This window comes from Promicromonospora thailandica (assembly GCF_024171955.1).
GTDB classification, from domain to species: Bacteria; Actinomycetota; Actinomycetes; order Actinomycetales; family Cellulomonadaceae; genus Promicromonospora; species Promicromonospora thailandica.
This window is the reverse complement of the sequence record NZ_JAMTCS010000010.1, coordinates 15,405-30,852: the sequence shown is the minus strand read 5'-3', so window position 1 is coordinate 30,852 and position 15,448 is coordinate 15,405. Positions and strand designations below refer to the sequence as shown.

Genomic DNA, 15,448 nt, shown 5'->3' with positions numbered 1-15,448 from the left:
GACGTCTACGTACCCGGCGGAGGGCTCACGACGCCGTCGAGCACCGGCGGCTCGTACCCCGGCCCCTTGAGCACCTTGCCGTCGGCCCGGCGCAGCACCTGCCCGTCGTCGCCGATCTTGCTCATGTTGGAGCGGTGCACCTCGACGAAGACGGCCGGCAGGTCGATGCCCAGCGCGTCGGCCGCGCCGTAGGTGACGTAGAGGACGTCGGCGAGCTCCTTGGCCACTGCCCGGTACGCGGTGGTCGGGTCGGCACCGGAGCGCAGCGCGTCCGCGAGGTCGGTCAGCGCCTCGGCGGCCTCGGCCGCTTCTTCGGCCAGCAGCGTCCGGCGGTGCTCCGCACGGTCCGGGTGAGCGGTCCCACCCTCACCGCCGAACGCGGTCCGGAACTCCGCGACGCGTCGCATCGGCTCGTGGTCCATGGGCAGACCCTACGTGCGTCCGGTACCACGCGGCGCACTTTTCTGGCGGTTCACAGGAGCGCTGCGAGGGCGATGAAAAGTTGTCCACAGGTAGGAACTAGGGCGTGCGGTGCGTATGGATGTTCGAGAAATGCATCAGCATGCGCTGGGCCGGTAAGAACACCACCACGACCGGGGCCGAGGTCCTGGTGGAGACCGGGTGGGCCTTCACCGACGCCCACGGGCAACGCATCCGCCTGCCCCACACCATCGACCCCCGCACCGATGACCCCCACGACGACGACCGACCACTACCCGACGCCGCATCAGGAGGAAAGGACCGGGCCGGCCAGGCCGACCGGCCCGGCCAAGCCCTGCCGTCCCGACTGCCCCGGTCACCCGGTCACGCGCCCGGCTGGAACGCGCCGACCTCCAGCAGCTCCTGGTCCGCGCTCGCGCACGCCGTCAGTGTGAGCTCGTCGTTCTGCACGAACAGCGAGCGGGTCTCGCCCGGCGCGTAGACGCGCAGGCCGTCGGCCGGGGTCTGGTGGCAGTCGTCGCCGTAGTTCTCCGCGTGCGCGACCTGGAGGTCGGCGTGCGCGGCGTCGCCCGGCGCGAGGGGCACGGGCTGGTGGGCGCTGGACCGGTCCAGGATCGCCGCGGCACCGAGCTGCGTGCCGTCGCCGTCCCCGACGAACGACACACCGGGCCAGCCCTGCAGCACGCAGTCCTCGTCGCCCGTGTTGGTCAGGACGATCTCGAGCTGGTCGTGCCCGGCCGAACCGCCGCCGGGTGCCGCGGCCAGACTTCCTGCGAGGTCCGGTTCCAGGCACCGCTCCGACTCGGACGCGGCGCCGGCCCCGTCGGTCGCCCCGGAGGCTCCGGAGGCCCCGTCCGAGGCGCCGTCGCCGGAGTCGGCGCCGTCAGTCGTGGCCGAGTCCGCCTCGCCTGACGGGGCATCCGTACCCGTGTCCGACGAGGCGGACGGCGCGGTCGCGGACGGCGTGGTGCCGCCCCCGGTCGTGTCCCCGCCCGTGTCGGCCGTGCACCCCGCGGTGAGGAACAGCAGGGCCGCGAGCGCGGCGCCGGAGGACAAGGACCTGAGCTGTCGAGTGATCACACTTTCACCCTACGCCGAGCGTTGACCGAGGCAACTAAAGTCGCCGGCCGTTGCCACGCCCGCCTCAGCCGTTGCGCTCCGCCAGCGCCCGCTCGTACTCGTCGCGGATCGTGTCGCCGCCGCCCGTCGCCCAGGTCTTGACCGCGGCCGCCCAGTCGCTGACGGGTCGCCGTCCGGCCAGGATGTCCTGCTCCGCGGCGGCGAGGCGTTCGCCGATCTGGCTGCCGCGGCGGCTGGCCGTGTCGCTGAACAGGCCCTGCACCGGGTTGCGCACGGCCTGCGGTACGACGGCGGCCTGGGCGTCGTGCTCGGCCTGGGCCACGTCGGGGTCGCTCGCCTGGAAGTTGACCCACGGGCCCTCGACCACGTACTTGAGCCCGAGCTGGATCTCGGTGCGGCCCTGCTCGGTGAGCACCGGGTCGGTGCCGTCCAGCTCGTGGTGCACACCCTCGAGGCCGTAGGTCCGGAACAGGTGCTCCGCGGACCCGAACGGCGCGGCCAGGTAGTTCAGCACGTCGAGCAGCGCCTCCGCGCGCGCCTCGGACCGGGCGCTGACCGCCGTGATGTTCTGGATCGGCGCGCCCAGGTGGATGCCCGCGGTGCCGCCGCCGTCGGCCAGCGGGGGAGGCGCCACGGACAGCCGGAACTGGTCGTCGATGGGGTAGTTCGAGAAGTCGGGCCAGGCGCTGAACGTGTCGTCGAGCATGCGGATGGTGCCGTTGACCAGCCAGGTCTTGCGCTGCGGCTGGGTGGCGGGCACGCCGTCGGGGTGCACGAAGCCGTCGGCGACGAGGCGCCGGCCCAGCTCCAGCGCCTCCTGCTGGCGGTCGTGCAGGTTCGCGCTGGTGAGCGTGCCGCCGTCCTCCGACCAGCCGTTCGGGATCTCGTACATCTGGCGCAGGTGTCCCAGCGGAACCCGGCCGAGGGCCCACGTGTTGCCGCCCGAGAGGTCCTTGCACAGGTCGTAGAACTCCTCGGCGGAGCCCACCTGCGGGTCGATGCCCTCGGCGTCGAACCAGTCCTGGCGGGCGTAGAAGACGCCGCTCTGCGCCGGGCCGCGCGGCACGGGGACCGCGAAGATCTTGCCGTTGTAGACGCAGGACTGCCAGCTCTCGGTGGGGATGTTCGCCAGGAACGGGTACTTCTTCACCGCGTCGCCGGACAGCAGCGACGTCAGGTCAGTCGCGCGCTCCTCCAGCAGGTTCGGCAGGCCGGGCACGTCCGCGGGGAACATCTCGAAGAGGTCGGGCAGCCGGTCGCCGGCCACCGTCGTCTGGAAGCGGTCGGAGTAGTCGCCGCTCGGCGTGAGCGCGATCGTCAGGGCGAAGCCGAGCCGTTCGTGCAGCTCCTGCCAGTAGGCGTTCTTCTCGACCGACGGTGGTACGGGCGTGTTGGTCAGGCCGAAGATGCCGATGTCCTGACCGTCCCCGGGCGGACCGTCGGTAACCGGCCGCGGGTTGGCGGGGTAGCGCAGCATCGTGTCGGGCACGCCGTCGGCGCCCTTGATGTCCATCGGCACACCGGTGTACGGGACGTAGGTGGGCAGGGCCACGCTGCCGCCCGCGGCCAGCGCCTCGCCGCCGCGCCCCTCGTTGCTGCAGCCCGCCAGGCCGAGCAGCGCGAACGCGCCGAGCACCGTGCCTCCCTTCAGGAGGCTGCGGCGGCTGAGCACGGGATCGGTGAGATGGCTGGTCATGACGACTCCTCGTTGAGTGATGAAGCTCGAGTGATGAAGCTGGCGTGATGAGGTTGGGTGATGAGGTGCGAGCGGTGAGCGCCGAGCGGCGCCGTCAGCCCTTGACGGCGCCCGTGAGCATGCCCTGGGCGAAGTGGCGCTGCAGGAACGGGTAGACCAGCAGCACCGGCACCACGGAGACCACGAGGATCGCCATCTGCAGGGAGGTCTGCGGCGGCAGGGACGCGGCGTCGATGCCGAGGTCCTGCGAACCGAGCTGGGCGCCGTCGACCACGTAGGTGCGCAGCACGAGCTGCAGCGGCCAGCGGCTGGCGTCCGACAGGTACAGCAGCGCGTTGAAGAAGGCGTTCCAGTAGCCGACGCCGTAGAACAGCCCGACGACGGCGAGCACCGGCTTGGACAGCGGCAGGCCGATGCGCCGGAAGAGCTGCCACTCGGAGGCGCCGTCGATGCGCGCGGCGTCGAGGATCTCCGCCGGGAGGCGCACGAAGAACGCCCGCACGACCACCACGTTGAAGGCCGAGACCGACGTCGGGACGATCAGCGCCCACAGGGTGTCGAGCAGGCCCAGCCGCTGCACCACGAGGTAGCTGGGGATGATTCCGGGGTTGAACAGCAGGCTGACCAGCACCACGAGCAGCATCGCGCGGACGCCGAACGCGCCCCGGCGGCTCAGCGCCCAGCCGAGCGTCGTGGTCAGGGCCAGGCTCAGCGCGGTGCCGACGCTCGTCACGACGACGCTGACCCACAGCGCCTGTGTGACCACGCCGCCGGCGAAGATCATGCGGTAGGCGCTCAGGTCGATCCCGGTGGGCAGCAGCACGAAGCCGCCGGCCTCGGTGACCTGCTCCGGCGTGGCCAGGCTGGTGGACACGATGCCGACGAACGGCAGCACGACCAGGGCGCACGCGACGGTCAGCACGACGGCCTTGACGGTGCGTTCGAACGGTCCGGGCAGCGCGACGCCGTCGACGACCGGCCGCCGCCGGCCGCCCGGGGCGGTGCCGCGGGCGCGCGGCGTCCCGCCCCGCCCCGTGGTCTGACGTGTCGTGGTCACGGTGCTCATGCCCGGTACACCCCTTCCTCGCCGAAGGCGTGGGCGGTCTTGTTCGCGACCAGCACCAGCACCAGCCCGATCGCGCCCTTCACGAGGCCGACGGCGGCCGCGACGCCCCAGAACCCGCCCAGCACGCCCTGGTTGTAGACGTAGGTGTCGAGCACGTCGGACACGCCGAGCCCGACCGCCTGCTGCTGGAGGATCAGCTGCTCGAAGCCCACGCTCAGCGAGTCGCCGAGCTTGAGGATGAGCAGCATGACGATGATCGGCCGCATCCCCGGCAGGGTGACGTGCCAGGTCTGGCGCCAGCGGGAGGCACCGTCGACGGCGGAGGCCTCGTAGAGCGACCGGTCGATCCCGGCCAGCACCGCGAGGAACAGGATGGTGGCCCAGCCGGTGTCCTTCCAGATGACCTGGGACGTGATCAGCGCGTAGAACGCGTCGGCGTTGCCGATGACGTCGACGGGCTGCCAGCCGTGCGCCCGCAGGAAGTTGTTGAGCAGGCCCGCGCCACCCAGCACCTGCTGGAACACCGCGACGACGATCACCCACGACAGGAAGTGCGGCAGGTACAGCACGGACTGCACGACCTGCCGCACGCGGTTGGACACCAGGCTGTGCAGCAGGAGTGCCAGGACGATCGGCGCCGGGAAGACGAAGACGGTCTGCAGCAGCGTGATGGCCAGGGTGTTGCGCAGGGCGTTCAGGAACTCGGGGTCGCCGGAGAACAGGATCTGGAAGTTCTCGAAGCCGACCCACAGGCTGCGCTCGATACCGAGGTAGGGCTGGTAGTCCTGGAACGCGATGACGTTGCCGCCCAGGGCCAGGTACTGGAAGACCACGATCACCGCCATGCCCGGCAGGGCCAGGAGCAGCACCGCGCGGTCGCGCGCCAGCCGTCTCCGCCAGGGGAGGGTCCGCTGCCGGGGGACGGCGCGGGGTGCTGCGGGGGATGTCTTCACGGGCTGCTCCGTCGCAGGGTGATCGATCACACTTTCGGGCATACGGTAGGAGGTGATCGATCACATCGCAAGGGTCCCGCGGCTGCGGGCGTCACCCGGGCCGGCCGGACGGGGTGTCGGTGCCGGGTGCCAGAATGATCGCCGGGGGGCGGCAGGCCCGGGAAGGATTGGGCCAGGACGGGGTCGGTATGGGCTCGACAGGGTTCGACAGGTCCGGACAGGGCCGGACAGGCGAGGACGGGGCATGACGGACGAGAGCTCGACGCAGGACGTGGCACGGGACCCGGCACAGAATTCGGCACAGCACCCGGCGGCCACCGGCCGGCGGGCCACTATCTGGGAGGTCGCCAGGGCGGCGGGCGTGTCCCACCAGACGGTCTCGCGCTACCTGCGCAACGACGCCAAGATGCGGCCCGAGACGGTCGCCCGCATCCGCACCGCCGTGCGCGACCTCGACTACCGGCCCAACCTGACCGCCCGGTCCATGCGCACGCGCCGCAGCGGCCGGATCGCCGTCCTGCTGCCTGCCGTGGCCACCTACGGTCCGCCGCAGATCCTCAGCGGGGTCATGGAGGTGGCGCACGAGCACGGGTACACGATCGAGGCGTTCAGCGTCGAGGGCGGGCCCGCCGAGCGGTTCGAGCGGGTCCTGGAGCTCGCCGACTCGGGCCAGGTCGAGGGTGTGCTCGCCCTGGCGCCGCTGCCGCCGGAGTCGGAGCACCGGTTCCCGGACCGTGCCGCCATCGTGGTGTCCGCGGACTACGACGACGAGTTCCGCGGCGTGGGCGAGCTCGCCGACGGGTCGCCCGTGGCGGAGCTCGTCGAGCAGCTCGCGGCGCTGGGCCACCGCAAGTTCCTGCACGTCACGGGCGCGCTCGACTTCGCCTCGGCCCGCGGCCGCCGCGACGTGTTCGTCCAGACGATCGAACGGCTGGGCCTCGGCCCCGCGCTGGTCCACGAGAGCGACTGGTCCGCCGAGGGCGGGCGCGCCGCCGTGCACACCCTGCCCGAGCGCGACCACCCGACCGCGATCATCGCGGCGAGCGACGTCGGCGCCGCCGGCGTGGTGCTGGGCGCCCGCGAGCGCGGCTGGTCCATCCCGGGCGACCTGAGCGTCACCGGCTGGGACAACAACCAGCTCGGTGCCTACCTGCAGCCCACGCTCACCACCGTGCACGTGGACCACCGCAAGCTCGGCCGGGCGGCCATGGCGCGGCTGGTCGCCACGCTCCGGCCTGGCGGTGCCCCCGAGGCGGGGCCCGGCAGCGGCACGACGACGCCCGAGCCGCCGTTGAACACGATCATCTGGCGGGAGTCGACGGGGCCGGTGAGCTGACCGTGCTGCCCTCGCTGACCTGCGCCGACCCCGCCATGCAGGACCTGCTCGCCCCCGCCTGGGCGGGCGCTCTCACGAACCTGCTGCGCACCAACACGGTGCCCTACGACCCGGCCGTCTACGACAGCACGGGGCTGCTGGACCCGCGGGTCGGCACCTTCTTCCGCGCGGGCGGCGGGTACGAGCAGCCGTGGACCCGTGACGCGGCCGTCAACGCGTGGAACGCCGGGAGCCTGCTCGCGCCCGGCGTCGCCCGCAACACCCTGTGGTCGGTGGTGACCCGGCAGCCCGACGGCGCCCTCGTGGTCCAGCAGGACGACCAGTGGTGGGATCAGGTGGTCTGGGTGCCCGCGGCGTGGCACCACTACCTCGTCACCGGGGACAGCGCCTTCCTCGCGGACGCGTACCGGACCGCCGCGACCACCCTGGCGCTCCGGGAGTCGAGCCAGTGGGACGAACGGTACGGGCTGTTCGCGGGCCCGTCGTTCTTCAACGACGGGATCGCCGGCTACCCCGACGCCCTGGCGCTCCTGGACGACGGCGCGAGCAGCTTCGTGCTCGACCACCCGGACGCCGTGACCCAGCTGGCGCTGAGCACCAACGCCCTCTACCACGGGGCGTACCTGAGCCTGGCGGCCATGGCGGACGAGCTCGGCCGGGACGCCACGACGGCACAGGGGTACCGGCGGCGTGCCACCGACCTGGCCGCGGCCGTCGAGCGGCACCTGTGGCAGCCCGGACGCGGACGGTACGGCTACACGATCCCGACCCGCGGGCCGGCGTCGGGCGAGCTGCAGGACTACCAGGAGGGTGCGGGGCTCGCCTTCGCCGTCCTGCTCGGGGTCGCGGACGGCGCCCGCGCCCGGGCCGTGGTCGACGGCGCGCGCGTGTCGCCGCACGGCATCACCGACGTGCACCCGCGGTTCGGCCGGTACGTCGCCGCGGGGCACGCCGGCCGGCACAACGACATCGTGTGGCCCGTGGTCCAGGGCTTCTGGGCCGAGGCCGCCGCCCGCACCGGCCACGCGCCGGCGTTCGCGCGCGAGGTCGAGGCCCTGGCCCGGCTGTTCGCCCGGACCGGGAGCTGGTTCGAGATCTACGACGCCGGCACCGGCACCGTCGACGGCGGGTTCCAGACCGGTCACGTCTGGGAGTCGCAGCCCGACCAGACCTGGTCGGCCACCGCGTTCCTGCGGGCGGTGCACGCCGGGCTGTTCGGCCTGCGTCCCCGGCCGGACGGGCTGGACCTCGCGCCCGTGCTGCCGGCCGGCTGGGGCGAGGTGACGCTGACGGGCCTGCCGTACCGCGCCGCGGAGCTGACGCTGCGGCTGCGCGGCGCGGGCACGCGGGTCGTGTCGCTGACCGTGGACGGCGAACGGGTCGACGACGGCCCGCACCTGCCCGCGGGCCTCACCGGCTCGCACGCGGTCGACGTGCTCCTCGCGGACACCGGCGCGCGCTGACCCCGCCGTCGTCCCCTCGCCCCCGCCGTCCCGAGGTGCGCCGCGCGCCGAACGCGCCGACGATCGAACCATGAGCACAGGCGCGGCGACACCGCCGCCGTCCGGACCCGTACCGCCGCCCTCCGTCGCAGCCGGCGACGACCGCCGGTTCTTCGGGCATCCCCTCGGCCTGATGACGCTCTTCACCACCGAGCTGTGGGAGCGGTTCAGCTACTACGGCATGCGCGCGATCCTGGTCTACTACCTGACCGACACCATCGCGAACGGCGGCCTGGGCCTCGACCAGACGCTGGGCGAGGCGGTCGTGTCGATCTACGGCACGGGCGTGTACCTGCTGTCCGTGGTGGGTGGCTGGCTCGCCGACCGCGTCATCGGCGCGCGGCGCTCCACGCTCTACGGCGGCATGATCATCGCCGCCGGGCACGTGTGCCTCGCCGTGCCGGCCGCCGGGTTCTCCTACCTCGGCATCGTGCTCGTCGCGTTCGGCACCGGCCTGCTCAAGCCCAACGTCTCCGCGATGGTCGGCGCCCTCTACGACCGCGGCGACACCCGGCGCGAGTCCGCCTTCCAGATCTTCTACATGGGCATCAACATCGGCTCCCTGTTCTCGCCGATCATCGTGGGCGCCGTCCGCGCCGTCTGGGGCTACCACGCCGGGTTCTCCGTGGCCGCCGTGGGCATGGCCGTCGCGCTCGTGTTCTTCGTGCTCGGCCGCAAGCACCTGCAGGGCGCGGGCGACGACGTGCCCAACCCCGTCCGGCCCGGGGAACGTCCCGCCGTGGCCCGCATGTTCGCGATCGTCGCGGGCGCCGTCGTCCTCGTGTACCTGGTGGCCCGCCTCGTGTCGGGGGAGTGGGGCGTGCTCGCCCTCATCGACACCCTCAGCTACGTCGCCTTCCTCGCGCCCATCGCGTTCTTCGTGGTCATGTACCGCTCGCCCCGCGTGACCGACGCCGAACGCCCCCGGCTGCTCGCCTACATCCCGCTGTTCGTCGCGGCGATGCTCTTCTTCATGATCTTCGAGCAGGCGGCGACCACCCTGGCCACCTTCGCCGCCGACCGGACGTCGCGCGAGGTGCTCGGGCTCACCGTGAGCCCCGAGTTCTTCCAGTCGGTCAACCCGGCCTCGATCATCATCCTCGCGCCCGTGTTCGCCTGGCTCTGGGTGCGCACCAAGGACCGCCCGCCCACGCCGTACAAGTTCGCGATCGGGCTGGCGCTCGCGGCGACCTCGTTCCTCGTGCTGGCCGCGGCGTCCGCGATGGCGGGCGACGGGCTGACGCCCGGCTGGGTGCTGGCGAGCGTGTACGTGATCCAGACCCTCGGTGAGCTGTGCCTGTCCCCGGTGGGCCTGGCCGCGACCACGCTGCTCGCACCCCGGGCGTACCAGGGGCAGGCGATGGCGCTGTGGTTCCTCGCGCCCGCCGCCGGGCAGGCGATCACGGCGCAGCTGGTCCAGGCGACGGCGGGTGCCTCGGACACGGCGTACTTCGGCGGGATCGGCCTGGTCGCGCTGGCCTTCGCGGGCGTGCTGGCGCTGCTCGGCCCGTGGGTCACGCGGCACGTGCGGCGCGCGGACCAGCTCGAGGGCGTCCGCACGGCGGGCGAGTAGGCCGCCGGCCGTCTCCTCTTCGAGACCGAGGTTGCTTCGCTCTGGGGCGCCCCAAAGCGAAGCAACCTCGGTCTCGAAGGGGAGTGGGGCGGGCGGACGGCGGCGCGGTGCGGACGGTAGCGTCTGCGGCGTGGGCGACGGCGCGGGCGGGATCGGGAGTCCGGACACCTGCCTGGTCGTGGTGCGCGGGCCGTCGGGCGCCGGGAAGTCGACGGTCGCCCGGCGGCTGCGCGAACGGATGGGGCGTGGGACGGCGCTGGTCGAGCAGGACTACCTGCGCCGCGTCCTGATGTGGGAGAAGGACCGGCCCGGCGCGCCGAACATCGGGCTGATCGACACGGTGGTCCGGCACGCGCTCGGCGTCGGGTACTCGGTGGTGCTGGACGGCATCCTCGCCGCCGACCACTACGGACCGATGCTCCGCGAGCTGGTCGCCGACCACGTGGGGACCACGGTCTGCGCCTACCTCGACGTGTCGTGGGAGGAGACGGTGCGTCGGCACGCGGGACGGCCGCAGGCGGCCGAGTTCACGCCCGCGCAGATGGCCGGCTGGTTCGTCCCGGACGACCGGCTCGGCGTGGCCGGCGAGCTCGTCGTGCCCGAGGGGTCGACGGCCGGAGAGACGGTCGGGGCCCTCTGGGCGGCGACCGGCCGCGCCGACCCCGGCGGCGGGGCCGCCGTCGTCCGCCCCGGGTAGCGCGCCCCGGGTGGCCCCCGGCCGTCTCCTCTTCGAGACCGAGGTTGCTTCCTCTTCGAGACCGAGGTTGCTTCGCTCTGGGGCGCCCCAGAGCGAAGCAACCTCGGTCTCGAAGGGGACGAAGGGGAGCACCCCGGCGGGGTGGACGACGGCGGGGCGCGCCGGGCGTGACCTGCACGTGCCCGAGCCCTGCCACCTGGTAGGTTCGCCCACGTATCGAGATCGTTTCACCAAGTAGGCCCACCGCAAGGAGGCGGTCGTGACCGAGATCGAACCCGTCTACGGGGCCGGGACCCTGCTGCTGATCGCCGCCGCGGCGGTCGCGCTGCTCCTGCTCCTGATCATCCGGTTCAAGCTGCACGCCTTCGTCGCGCTCGTGCTGGTCAGCCTGCTCACCGCCGTCGCCGCCGGCATCCCGGTCGCCGACGTGCCCGCCGCCCTGCTGGCGGGTTTCAGCGGGACGCTCGGCTCGGTGGCGCTGCTGGTCGGCTTCGGCGTGATGGTCGGCCGGCTGCTCGAGAGCACCGGTGGCGCGCAGGTGCTGGCCGACACGCTCATCGCCCGCTTCGGGGAGAGGCACGCCCCGCTCGCGCTCGGCGTCGCCGCGCTCATCTTCGGCCTGCCGATCTTCTTCGACGCGGGCCTGGTCGTGTTCCTGCCGATCATCTTCACGGTCGCGCGGCGCTTCGGCGGCGGCATCCTGCGGTACGGCCTGCCGACGGCCGGTGCCTTCGCCGTGATGCACGCCGTCGTGCCGCCGCATCCCGGGCCGGTCGCCGCCGCCGCGAGCATGAACGGCAACATCGGGCTGACCCTCCTGATCGGCCTGCCGATCGCCGTCGTGGCGTGGATCATCGGCGCCTACCTCGTGGCCCGGTTCCTCAGCGGGCGGTACGTGGTCGACATCCCGGACGCCGTCTTCGGCCCCATGAACGGCGGCCGGAACGGGGACGCCGGCGCAGACGCGAACGAGGGCGGCACCGGCGGCGGCACCGCCACCGCGACTGCCACCAAGGCCCCGCCGCGGTTCGCCACGGTGCTGCTCCTGCTGCTGCTCCCGCTCGTGCTCATCTCCCTGAACACCGTGGTGGACACCCTGACCAAGGCGGGCGTCGTCCCGGAGGGCGCCGTCTGGGCCAGCACGCTCCTCCTGCTCGGGCAGACGCCGATCGCCCTGCTCATCACGGTGCTCGTCGCGCTCGCGGTGCTCGCCCCCGGCCGGTTCACCGCCGAGCGTGCGAACGGCATGCTCGACGACGCGCTCGGCCCGATCTGCTCGATCATCCTCATCACGGGTGCGGGCGGCATGTTCGGCGGCGTGCTGCGCGCCAGCGGCATCGGCTCGGCGCTCACCGACTCGCTGTCCGGCATCGGGCTGCCGCTGATCCTCCAGGCGTTCGTCATCGCGACGGTGCTGCGTGTCGCGCAGGGCTCCGCCACGGTCGCCCTGACCACGACCGCCGGGCTGATCTCGGCCCAGGTCGACGCCGAGGGCATCGGCGACGCCCGGATCGCGCTGCTCGTGTTCGCGGTCGCGGCCGGCGCCACGGTGCTGTCGCACGTCAACGACTCCGGGTTCTGGCTCGTGAGCAGGTTCTTCGGCATGGACGTCAAGACCACGCTGAAGACCTGGACCGTGCTGGAGACCACCCTGGGCCTCACGGTGTTCCTGCTCGCCGCGGCGCTCTGGCCGGTGCTCGGATGACCGCGCAGGGAGCGCCCGCGGCGGCGCCCCGCCACGTCGTCGTCATGGGCGTGACGGCCACGGGCAAGACGACGACCGGCCGGGCGCTCGCGGAGGCCCTCGGCGCCGAGTTCGTGGAGGGCGACGCGTTCCACCCGCAGGCCAACATCGACAAGATGTCGGCGGGCATCCCGCTGGACGACGACGACCGCCGCCCTTGGCTCCGTGCCCTCGCCGGCGAGATCGCCCGGCTGGAGTCGGAGGGCCGGACCTCCGTGACCGCGTGCTCGGCGCTGCGCCGCACGTACCGGGACTGGCTGCGCGAGGGGGACCCGGGCCTGTACTTCGTGCACCTGGACGCGACCTACGAGGTGCTGCTGGACCGGATGCGGCGGCGCACCCACTTCATGCCGCCGTCCCTGCTGCAGTCCCAGCTCGACACGCTGGAACCGCTGGAGCCCGACGAGGCGGGCGTCGTCGTGGACGACACGCAGACCGTGGACGCCGTGCTCGCGGACGCCCTGGCCGCGGTGCGCGCGGGCGCCACGCGCTGACCGGGCGCGGGCCTAGCCGCCCCGCCGGTCCCGGTCGGCGCGGCCCGTCCAGTGCCCCACCCAGACGGTGCCGGCCAGCGCCAGCACGCCGATCACGACGGGCGCGACGGCCAGCGGCGCGACGGCGGCGACGGCCGAGACGAGCAGCGGCCCGCCGGTGTTGCCGATGTCGCCGCACAGCCGCCACCCGCCGAGGAACTGCGACCGGCCCTCCTGCGGGGCGACGTCGGCCCCGAGCGTCATCACGATGCCCGACCCGAGCCCGTTGCCGAGTGCGATGACGGCCATGACCAGGCCGACGCCCAGGGCGTCGTCCGTCAGGGGCAGCAGCAGGCAGCCGACGCCCACGGCGAGCACCACCGGGATGGCCACCACCTGGCGGCCCTTGGTGTCGAGCAACCAGCCGCCCGGGAGCGTGAGCAGGATGTCGATGGTGGCCGCGACAGCGAACAGCAGCGAGACCACGGCGGCGGAGATGTGCACGTGGTCGGCCCACAGCGGCAGCAGGCCGGTGCGTACCGAGCGGGACGCGCCGATGATGATGACCGCCACGCCCAGGGTGAGCAGCGTGCGGCGGTGCTCCCACAGCACAGTGCGCACGGGCAGCGGGGTGATGCCGCGCGACACGCGGCCGAAGTCGGGCATGCGGGTCACGATCAGCGCCGAGGCGAGCGACGCGCACGCCGCGAGCACGAACACCGACCGCACCCCGAGCACGTGGATCAGGAGCGCGCCGAGCAGCGGGCCCACCAGGATGCCGAGGCGCATCGACCCGCCGAGCAGCGCCATGCCCCGGGCCCGGTGGCTGACCGGCACGGCGTCGATGAGGAAGCCCTGGCGGGCGAGCAGGAACGCCGTCCAGCTCATGCCGCTGACGAACACGGCCACGCACAGCAGCCACACCGACGGCACCAGGAAGGCGGCGAGCATCGCGGCGGCGTCGACGAGGCCCGCGATCACGAGCGTGCGGCGCTCGCCGAGCCGGGCCACCAGCGCGCCCGACGGCAGCGAGTTGGCGAGCTGGCCGATGCCGAGCAGTGCGACGACGAACGCGGCCAGCGCCGTGCCGGCGCCCAGGTCACCGGCGTGGATGGCCAGGATCGGCATGACGGCGCCGTGGCCGACCGAGCTCACCACGGACGGCAGGTAGGCGACGACGGCGATGTCACGGAAGCGGAACTCGGGGTCTCCTGGTGCGTCCGTCACACCGCCATCGTGCCAGATAGTTACCTACGGCAACGACCTGGTCCGCCCAGTGGGCAGCGGCCGGGCGTGGTCACGCCGTCGCGCGCCGCGTCGCCTCCGCGTACTCCTCGCGCACGGCCGCGGACGGGGCGGGCGTGAGGAGGCTGACGACGACGGCGACGAGTGCCCCCAGCACGAAACCGGGCACGAGCTCGTAGAGGGTGTCGGCCAGCGGGGACCGGCCCCAGGCGAACACGACGACGGCGCCGGTGACCATGCCCGCCAGCGCGCCCCAGGACGTGAGCCGGCGCCAGTACAGGCTCAGGATCACGACGGGGCCGAACGCGGCGCCGAAGCCCGCCCAGGCGAACCCGACCAGGTCGAGGATGGTGTCGGTGCGGTCGAACGCGATGATCCCGGCGACCGTGGCGACGAGCAGCACGCCCGCGCGGCCCAGCAGCACCTCGGTGCGGGCGGACATCTCCCGCCCGGCGATCTTGACGAGGTCCTCGACCAGGGCCGAGGAGGACACGATGAGCTGCGAGGAGATCGTGGACATGATCGCCGCGAGCACCGCGGCCAGCACGAACCCGGCCACCAGCGGGTGGAACAGCACCTGCGACAGGTACAGGAACACCGTCTCGGGGTTGTCCAGCGTCTCGCCGCGCGACCCCACGAACGCCACGCCGATGAGCCCGGTGAGCACGGCACCGAGCGCCGTCGCGACCATCCAGGAGATGCCGATCCGGCGCCCGGCGACGGCGTCGCGCGGGGAACGCATCGCCATGAAACGCACGATGATGTGCGGCTGCCCGAAGTAGCCCAGGCCCCACGCGGCCGCGGAGATGATGGTCGTGGCCGACGCGCCGGCCACGAACGACAGGTGGTTGGCGGCGCCGCTGGTCTCGGCGGCCAGCAGGCCCTCGCGGACCGGTCCCCACCCGCCGACCTCGACGAACGCGACGATCGGCACCACGACGAGGGCCGCGAGCATGAGCAGGCCCTGCGCGACGTCGGTCCACGTGGCACCGAGGAACCCGCCGAACAGGGTGTAGGCCAGCGTCACGCCGCCCACCACCCAGATGCCCGTGGTGTAGTCGAAACCGAACGAGCTCTCGAAGAACGTGCCGCCGGCGACCATGCCGGACGACACGTAGAAGGTGAAGAACACGAGGATGATGGCGCCGGAGGCCACGCGCAGCAGGCGGGACGTGTCGTGCAGCCGGTTCTCGAAGAAGCTCGGGATGGTGATCGAGTTCTTCGCCGTCTCCGTGTAGGCGCGCAGGCGCGGCGCGACGAACTTCCAGTTCAGCCACGCGCCGATCGTGAGGCCGATCGCGATCCACGACTCGACCAGGCCGCTCACGTAGATGGCGCCCGGCAGGCCCATCAGCAGCCAGCCGGACATGTCGGAGGCGCCCGCGCTCAGCGCGGCCACGCCGGGGCTGAGGCGGCGCCCGCCCAGCATGTAGTCGCCGAGGTCGTCGGTGCGGCGGAACGCCGCGTAGCCGATCGCGAGCATGAGGACGAGGTAGACGACGATCGCCGTCGTCTTCCAGGCTTCGGGGGACATCGTTGTGCTCCTGGGGTCCGGTGCAGAGTTGTCTTCGCGGTGGTGGCGCGTGAACCCGGGATTCTGGCACGAACATTCACCCGGGCCCAACGCGGGTCGGCGCGGCCG

Annotated in this window: 13 protein-coding genes; 6 read left to right on the top strand and 7 right to left on the bottom strand. The window is 72.8% G+C overall.

Features of this window, described 5'->3' with window-relative positions; genetic code table 11:
• Positions 1–5: 5 nt before the first annotated feature.
• From APR03_RS16320 to APR03_RS16300, 5 genes are all read right to left on the bottom strand, one after another.
• Positions 6–422, bottom strand: a complete 417-nt coding sequence (locus APR03_RS16320; RefSeq protein WP_275977636.1) for a pyrophosphohydrolase domain-containing protein — start codon at positions 420–422, stop codon at positions 6–8.
• Positions 423–804: 382 nt separating this feature from the next.
• Positions 805–1,521, bottom strand: a complete 717-nt coding sequence (locus APR03_RS16315) for a DUF4232 domain-containing protein (protein WP_253837281.1) — start codon at positions 1,519–1,521, stop codon at positions 805–807.
• Between the two features lie 64 nt (positions 1,522–1,585).
• Positions 1,586–3,217 carry a type 2 periplasmic-binding domain-containing protein gene (locus APR03_RS16310; protein WP_253837279.1) on the bottom strand — a complete coding sequence of 544 codons (1,632 nt, stop codon included), beginning with the start codon at positions 3,215–3,217 and terminating at the stop codon, positions 1,586–1,588.
• Between the two features lie 94 nt (positions 3,218–3,311).
• A complete protein-coding gene (locus APR03_RS16305) occupies positions 3,312–4,283 on the bottom strand; it encodes a carbohydrate ABC transporter permease (RefSeq protein WP_253837277.1) in 972 nt (323 codons plus the stop codon).
• The gene (locus APR03_RS16300) at positions 4,280–5,236 is read right to left on the bottom strand and encodes an ABC transporter permease (protein WP_253837275.1); all 957 of its coding nucleotides are present in this window, start codon (positions 5,234–5,236) and stop codon (positions 4,280–4,282) included. Before APR03_RS16300 ends, APR03_RS16305 begins: the two co-directional genes overlap by 4 nt.
• Before the next feature lie 244 nt (positions 5,237–5,480).
• On the opposite strand from APR03_RS16300, the gene APR03_RS16295 reads away from it, so the two are divergent.
• The 6 genes from APR03_RS16295 to APR03_RS16270 all read left to right on the top strand — a co-directional run bounded on the left by APR03_RS16295 (position 5,481) and on the right by APR03_RS16270 (position 12,582).
• Positions 5,481–6,572 (top strand): LacI family DNA-binding transcriptional regulator, encoded by a 1,092-nt coding sequence (locus tag APR03_RS16295; RefSeq protein ID WP_253837273.1) that lies wholly within the window; start codon positions 5,481–5,483, stop codon positions 6,570–6,572.
• A 2-nt stretch (positions 6,573–6,574) separates the two neighbouring features.
• Entirely contained in the window at positions 6,575–8,035 is a 1,461-nt protein-coding gene (locus APR03_RS16290) for an MGH1-like glycoside hydrolase domain-containing protein (protein WP_253837271.1), read from the top strand.
• Between the two features lie 70 nt (positions 8,036–8,105).
• Positions 8,106–9,647 carry a peptide MFS transporter gene (locus APR03_RS16285; RefSeq protein ID WP_253837269.1) on the top strand — a complete coding sequence of 514 codons (1,542 nt, stop codon included), beginning with the start codon at positions 8,106–8,108 and terminating at the stop codon, positions 9,645–9,647.
• A 130-nt stretch (positions 9,648–9,777) separates the two neighbouring features.
• On the top strand, positions 9,778–10,344 hold the full coding sequence (locus APR03_RS16280) for an AAA family ATPase (protein ID WP_253837267.1): 567 nt from the start codon (positions 9,778–9,780) through the stop codon (positions 10,342–10,344).
• 259 nt (positions 10,345–10,603) lie between these two features.
• The gene (locus APR03_RS16275) at positions 10,604–12,049 is read left to right on the top strand and encodes a GntP family permease (RefSeq protein WP_253837265.1); all 1,446 of its coding nucleotides are present in this window, start codon (positions 10,604–10,606) and stop codon (positions 12,047–12,049) included.
• Positions 12,046–12,582 (top strand): gluconokinase, encoded by a 537-nt coding sequence (locus APR03_RS16270; RefSeq protein WP_253837264.1) that lies wholly within the window; start codon positions 12,046–12,048, stop codon positions 12,580–12,582. Before APR03_RS16275 ends, APR03_RS16270 begins: the two co-directional genes overlap by 4 nt.
• Before the next feature lie 12 nt (positions 12,583–12,594).
• On the opposite strand, the gene APR03_RS16265 is transcribed toward APR03_RS16270, so the two are convergent.
• Positions 12,595–13,788, bottom strand: coding sequence for an MFS transporter (locus APR03_RS16265; RefSeq protein WP_253837262.1), 1,194 nt, complete (start codon positions 13,786–13,788; stop codon positions 12,595–12,597).
• 70 nt (positions 13,789–13,858) lie between these two features.
• Positions 13,859–15,340, bottom strand: a complete 1,482-nt coding sequence (gene putP / locus APR03_RS16260; protein ID WP_253837261.1) for a sodium/proline symporter PutP — start codon at positions 15,338–15,340, stop codon at positions 13,859–13,861.
• Positions 15,341–15,448 lie beyond the last annotated feature (108 nt).

Coding starts and splice junctions, on each gene's coding strand:
- APR03_RS16320 (WP_275977636.1), bottom strand. CDS start 422: ATGGACCACGAGCCGATGCGACGCGTCGCGGAGTTCCGGACCGCGTTC.
- APR03_RS16310 (WP_253837279.1), bottom strand. CDS start 3,217: ATGACCAGCCATCTCACCGATCCCGTGCTCAGCCGCCGCAGCCTCCTG.
- APR03_RS16305 (WP_253837277.1), bottom strand. CDS start 4,283: ATGAGCACCGTGACCACGACACGTCAGACCACGGGGCGGGGCGGGACG.
- APR03_RS16295 (WP_253837273.1), top strand. CDS start 5,481: ATGACGGACGAGAGCTCGACGCAGGACGTGGCACGGGACCCGGCACAG.
- APR03_RS16285 (WP_253837269.1), top strand. CDS start 8,106: ATGAGCACAGGCGCGGCGACACCGCCGCCGTCCGGACCCGTACCGCCG.
- APR03_RS16270 (WP_253837264.1), top strand. CDS start 12,046: ATGACCGCGCAGGGAGCGCCCGCGGCGGCGCCCCGCCACGTCGTCGTC.
- putP (WP_253837261.1), bottom strand. CDS start 15,340: ATGTCCCCCGAAGCCTGGAAGACGACGGCGATCGTCGTCTACCTCGTC.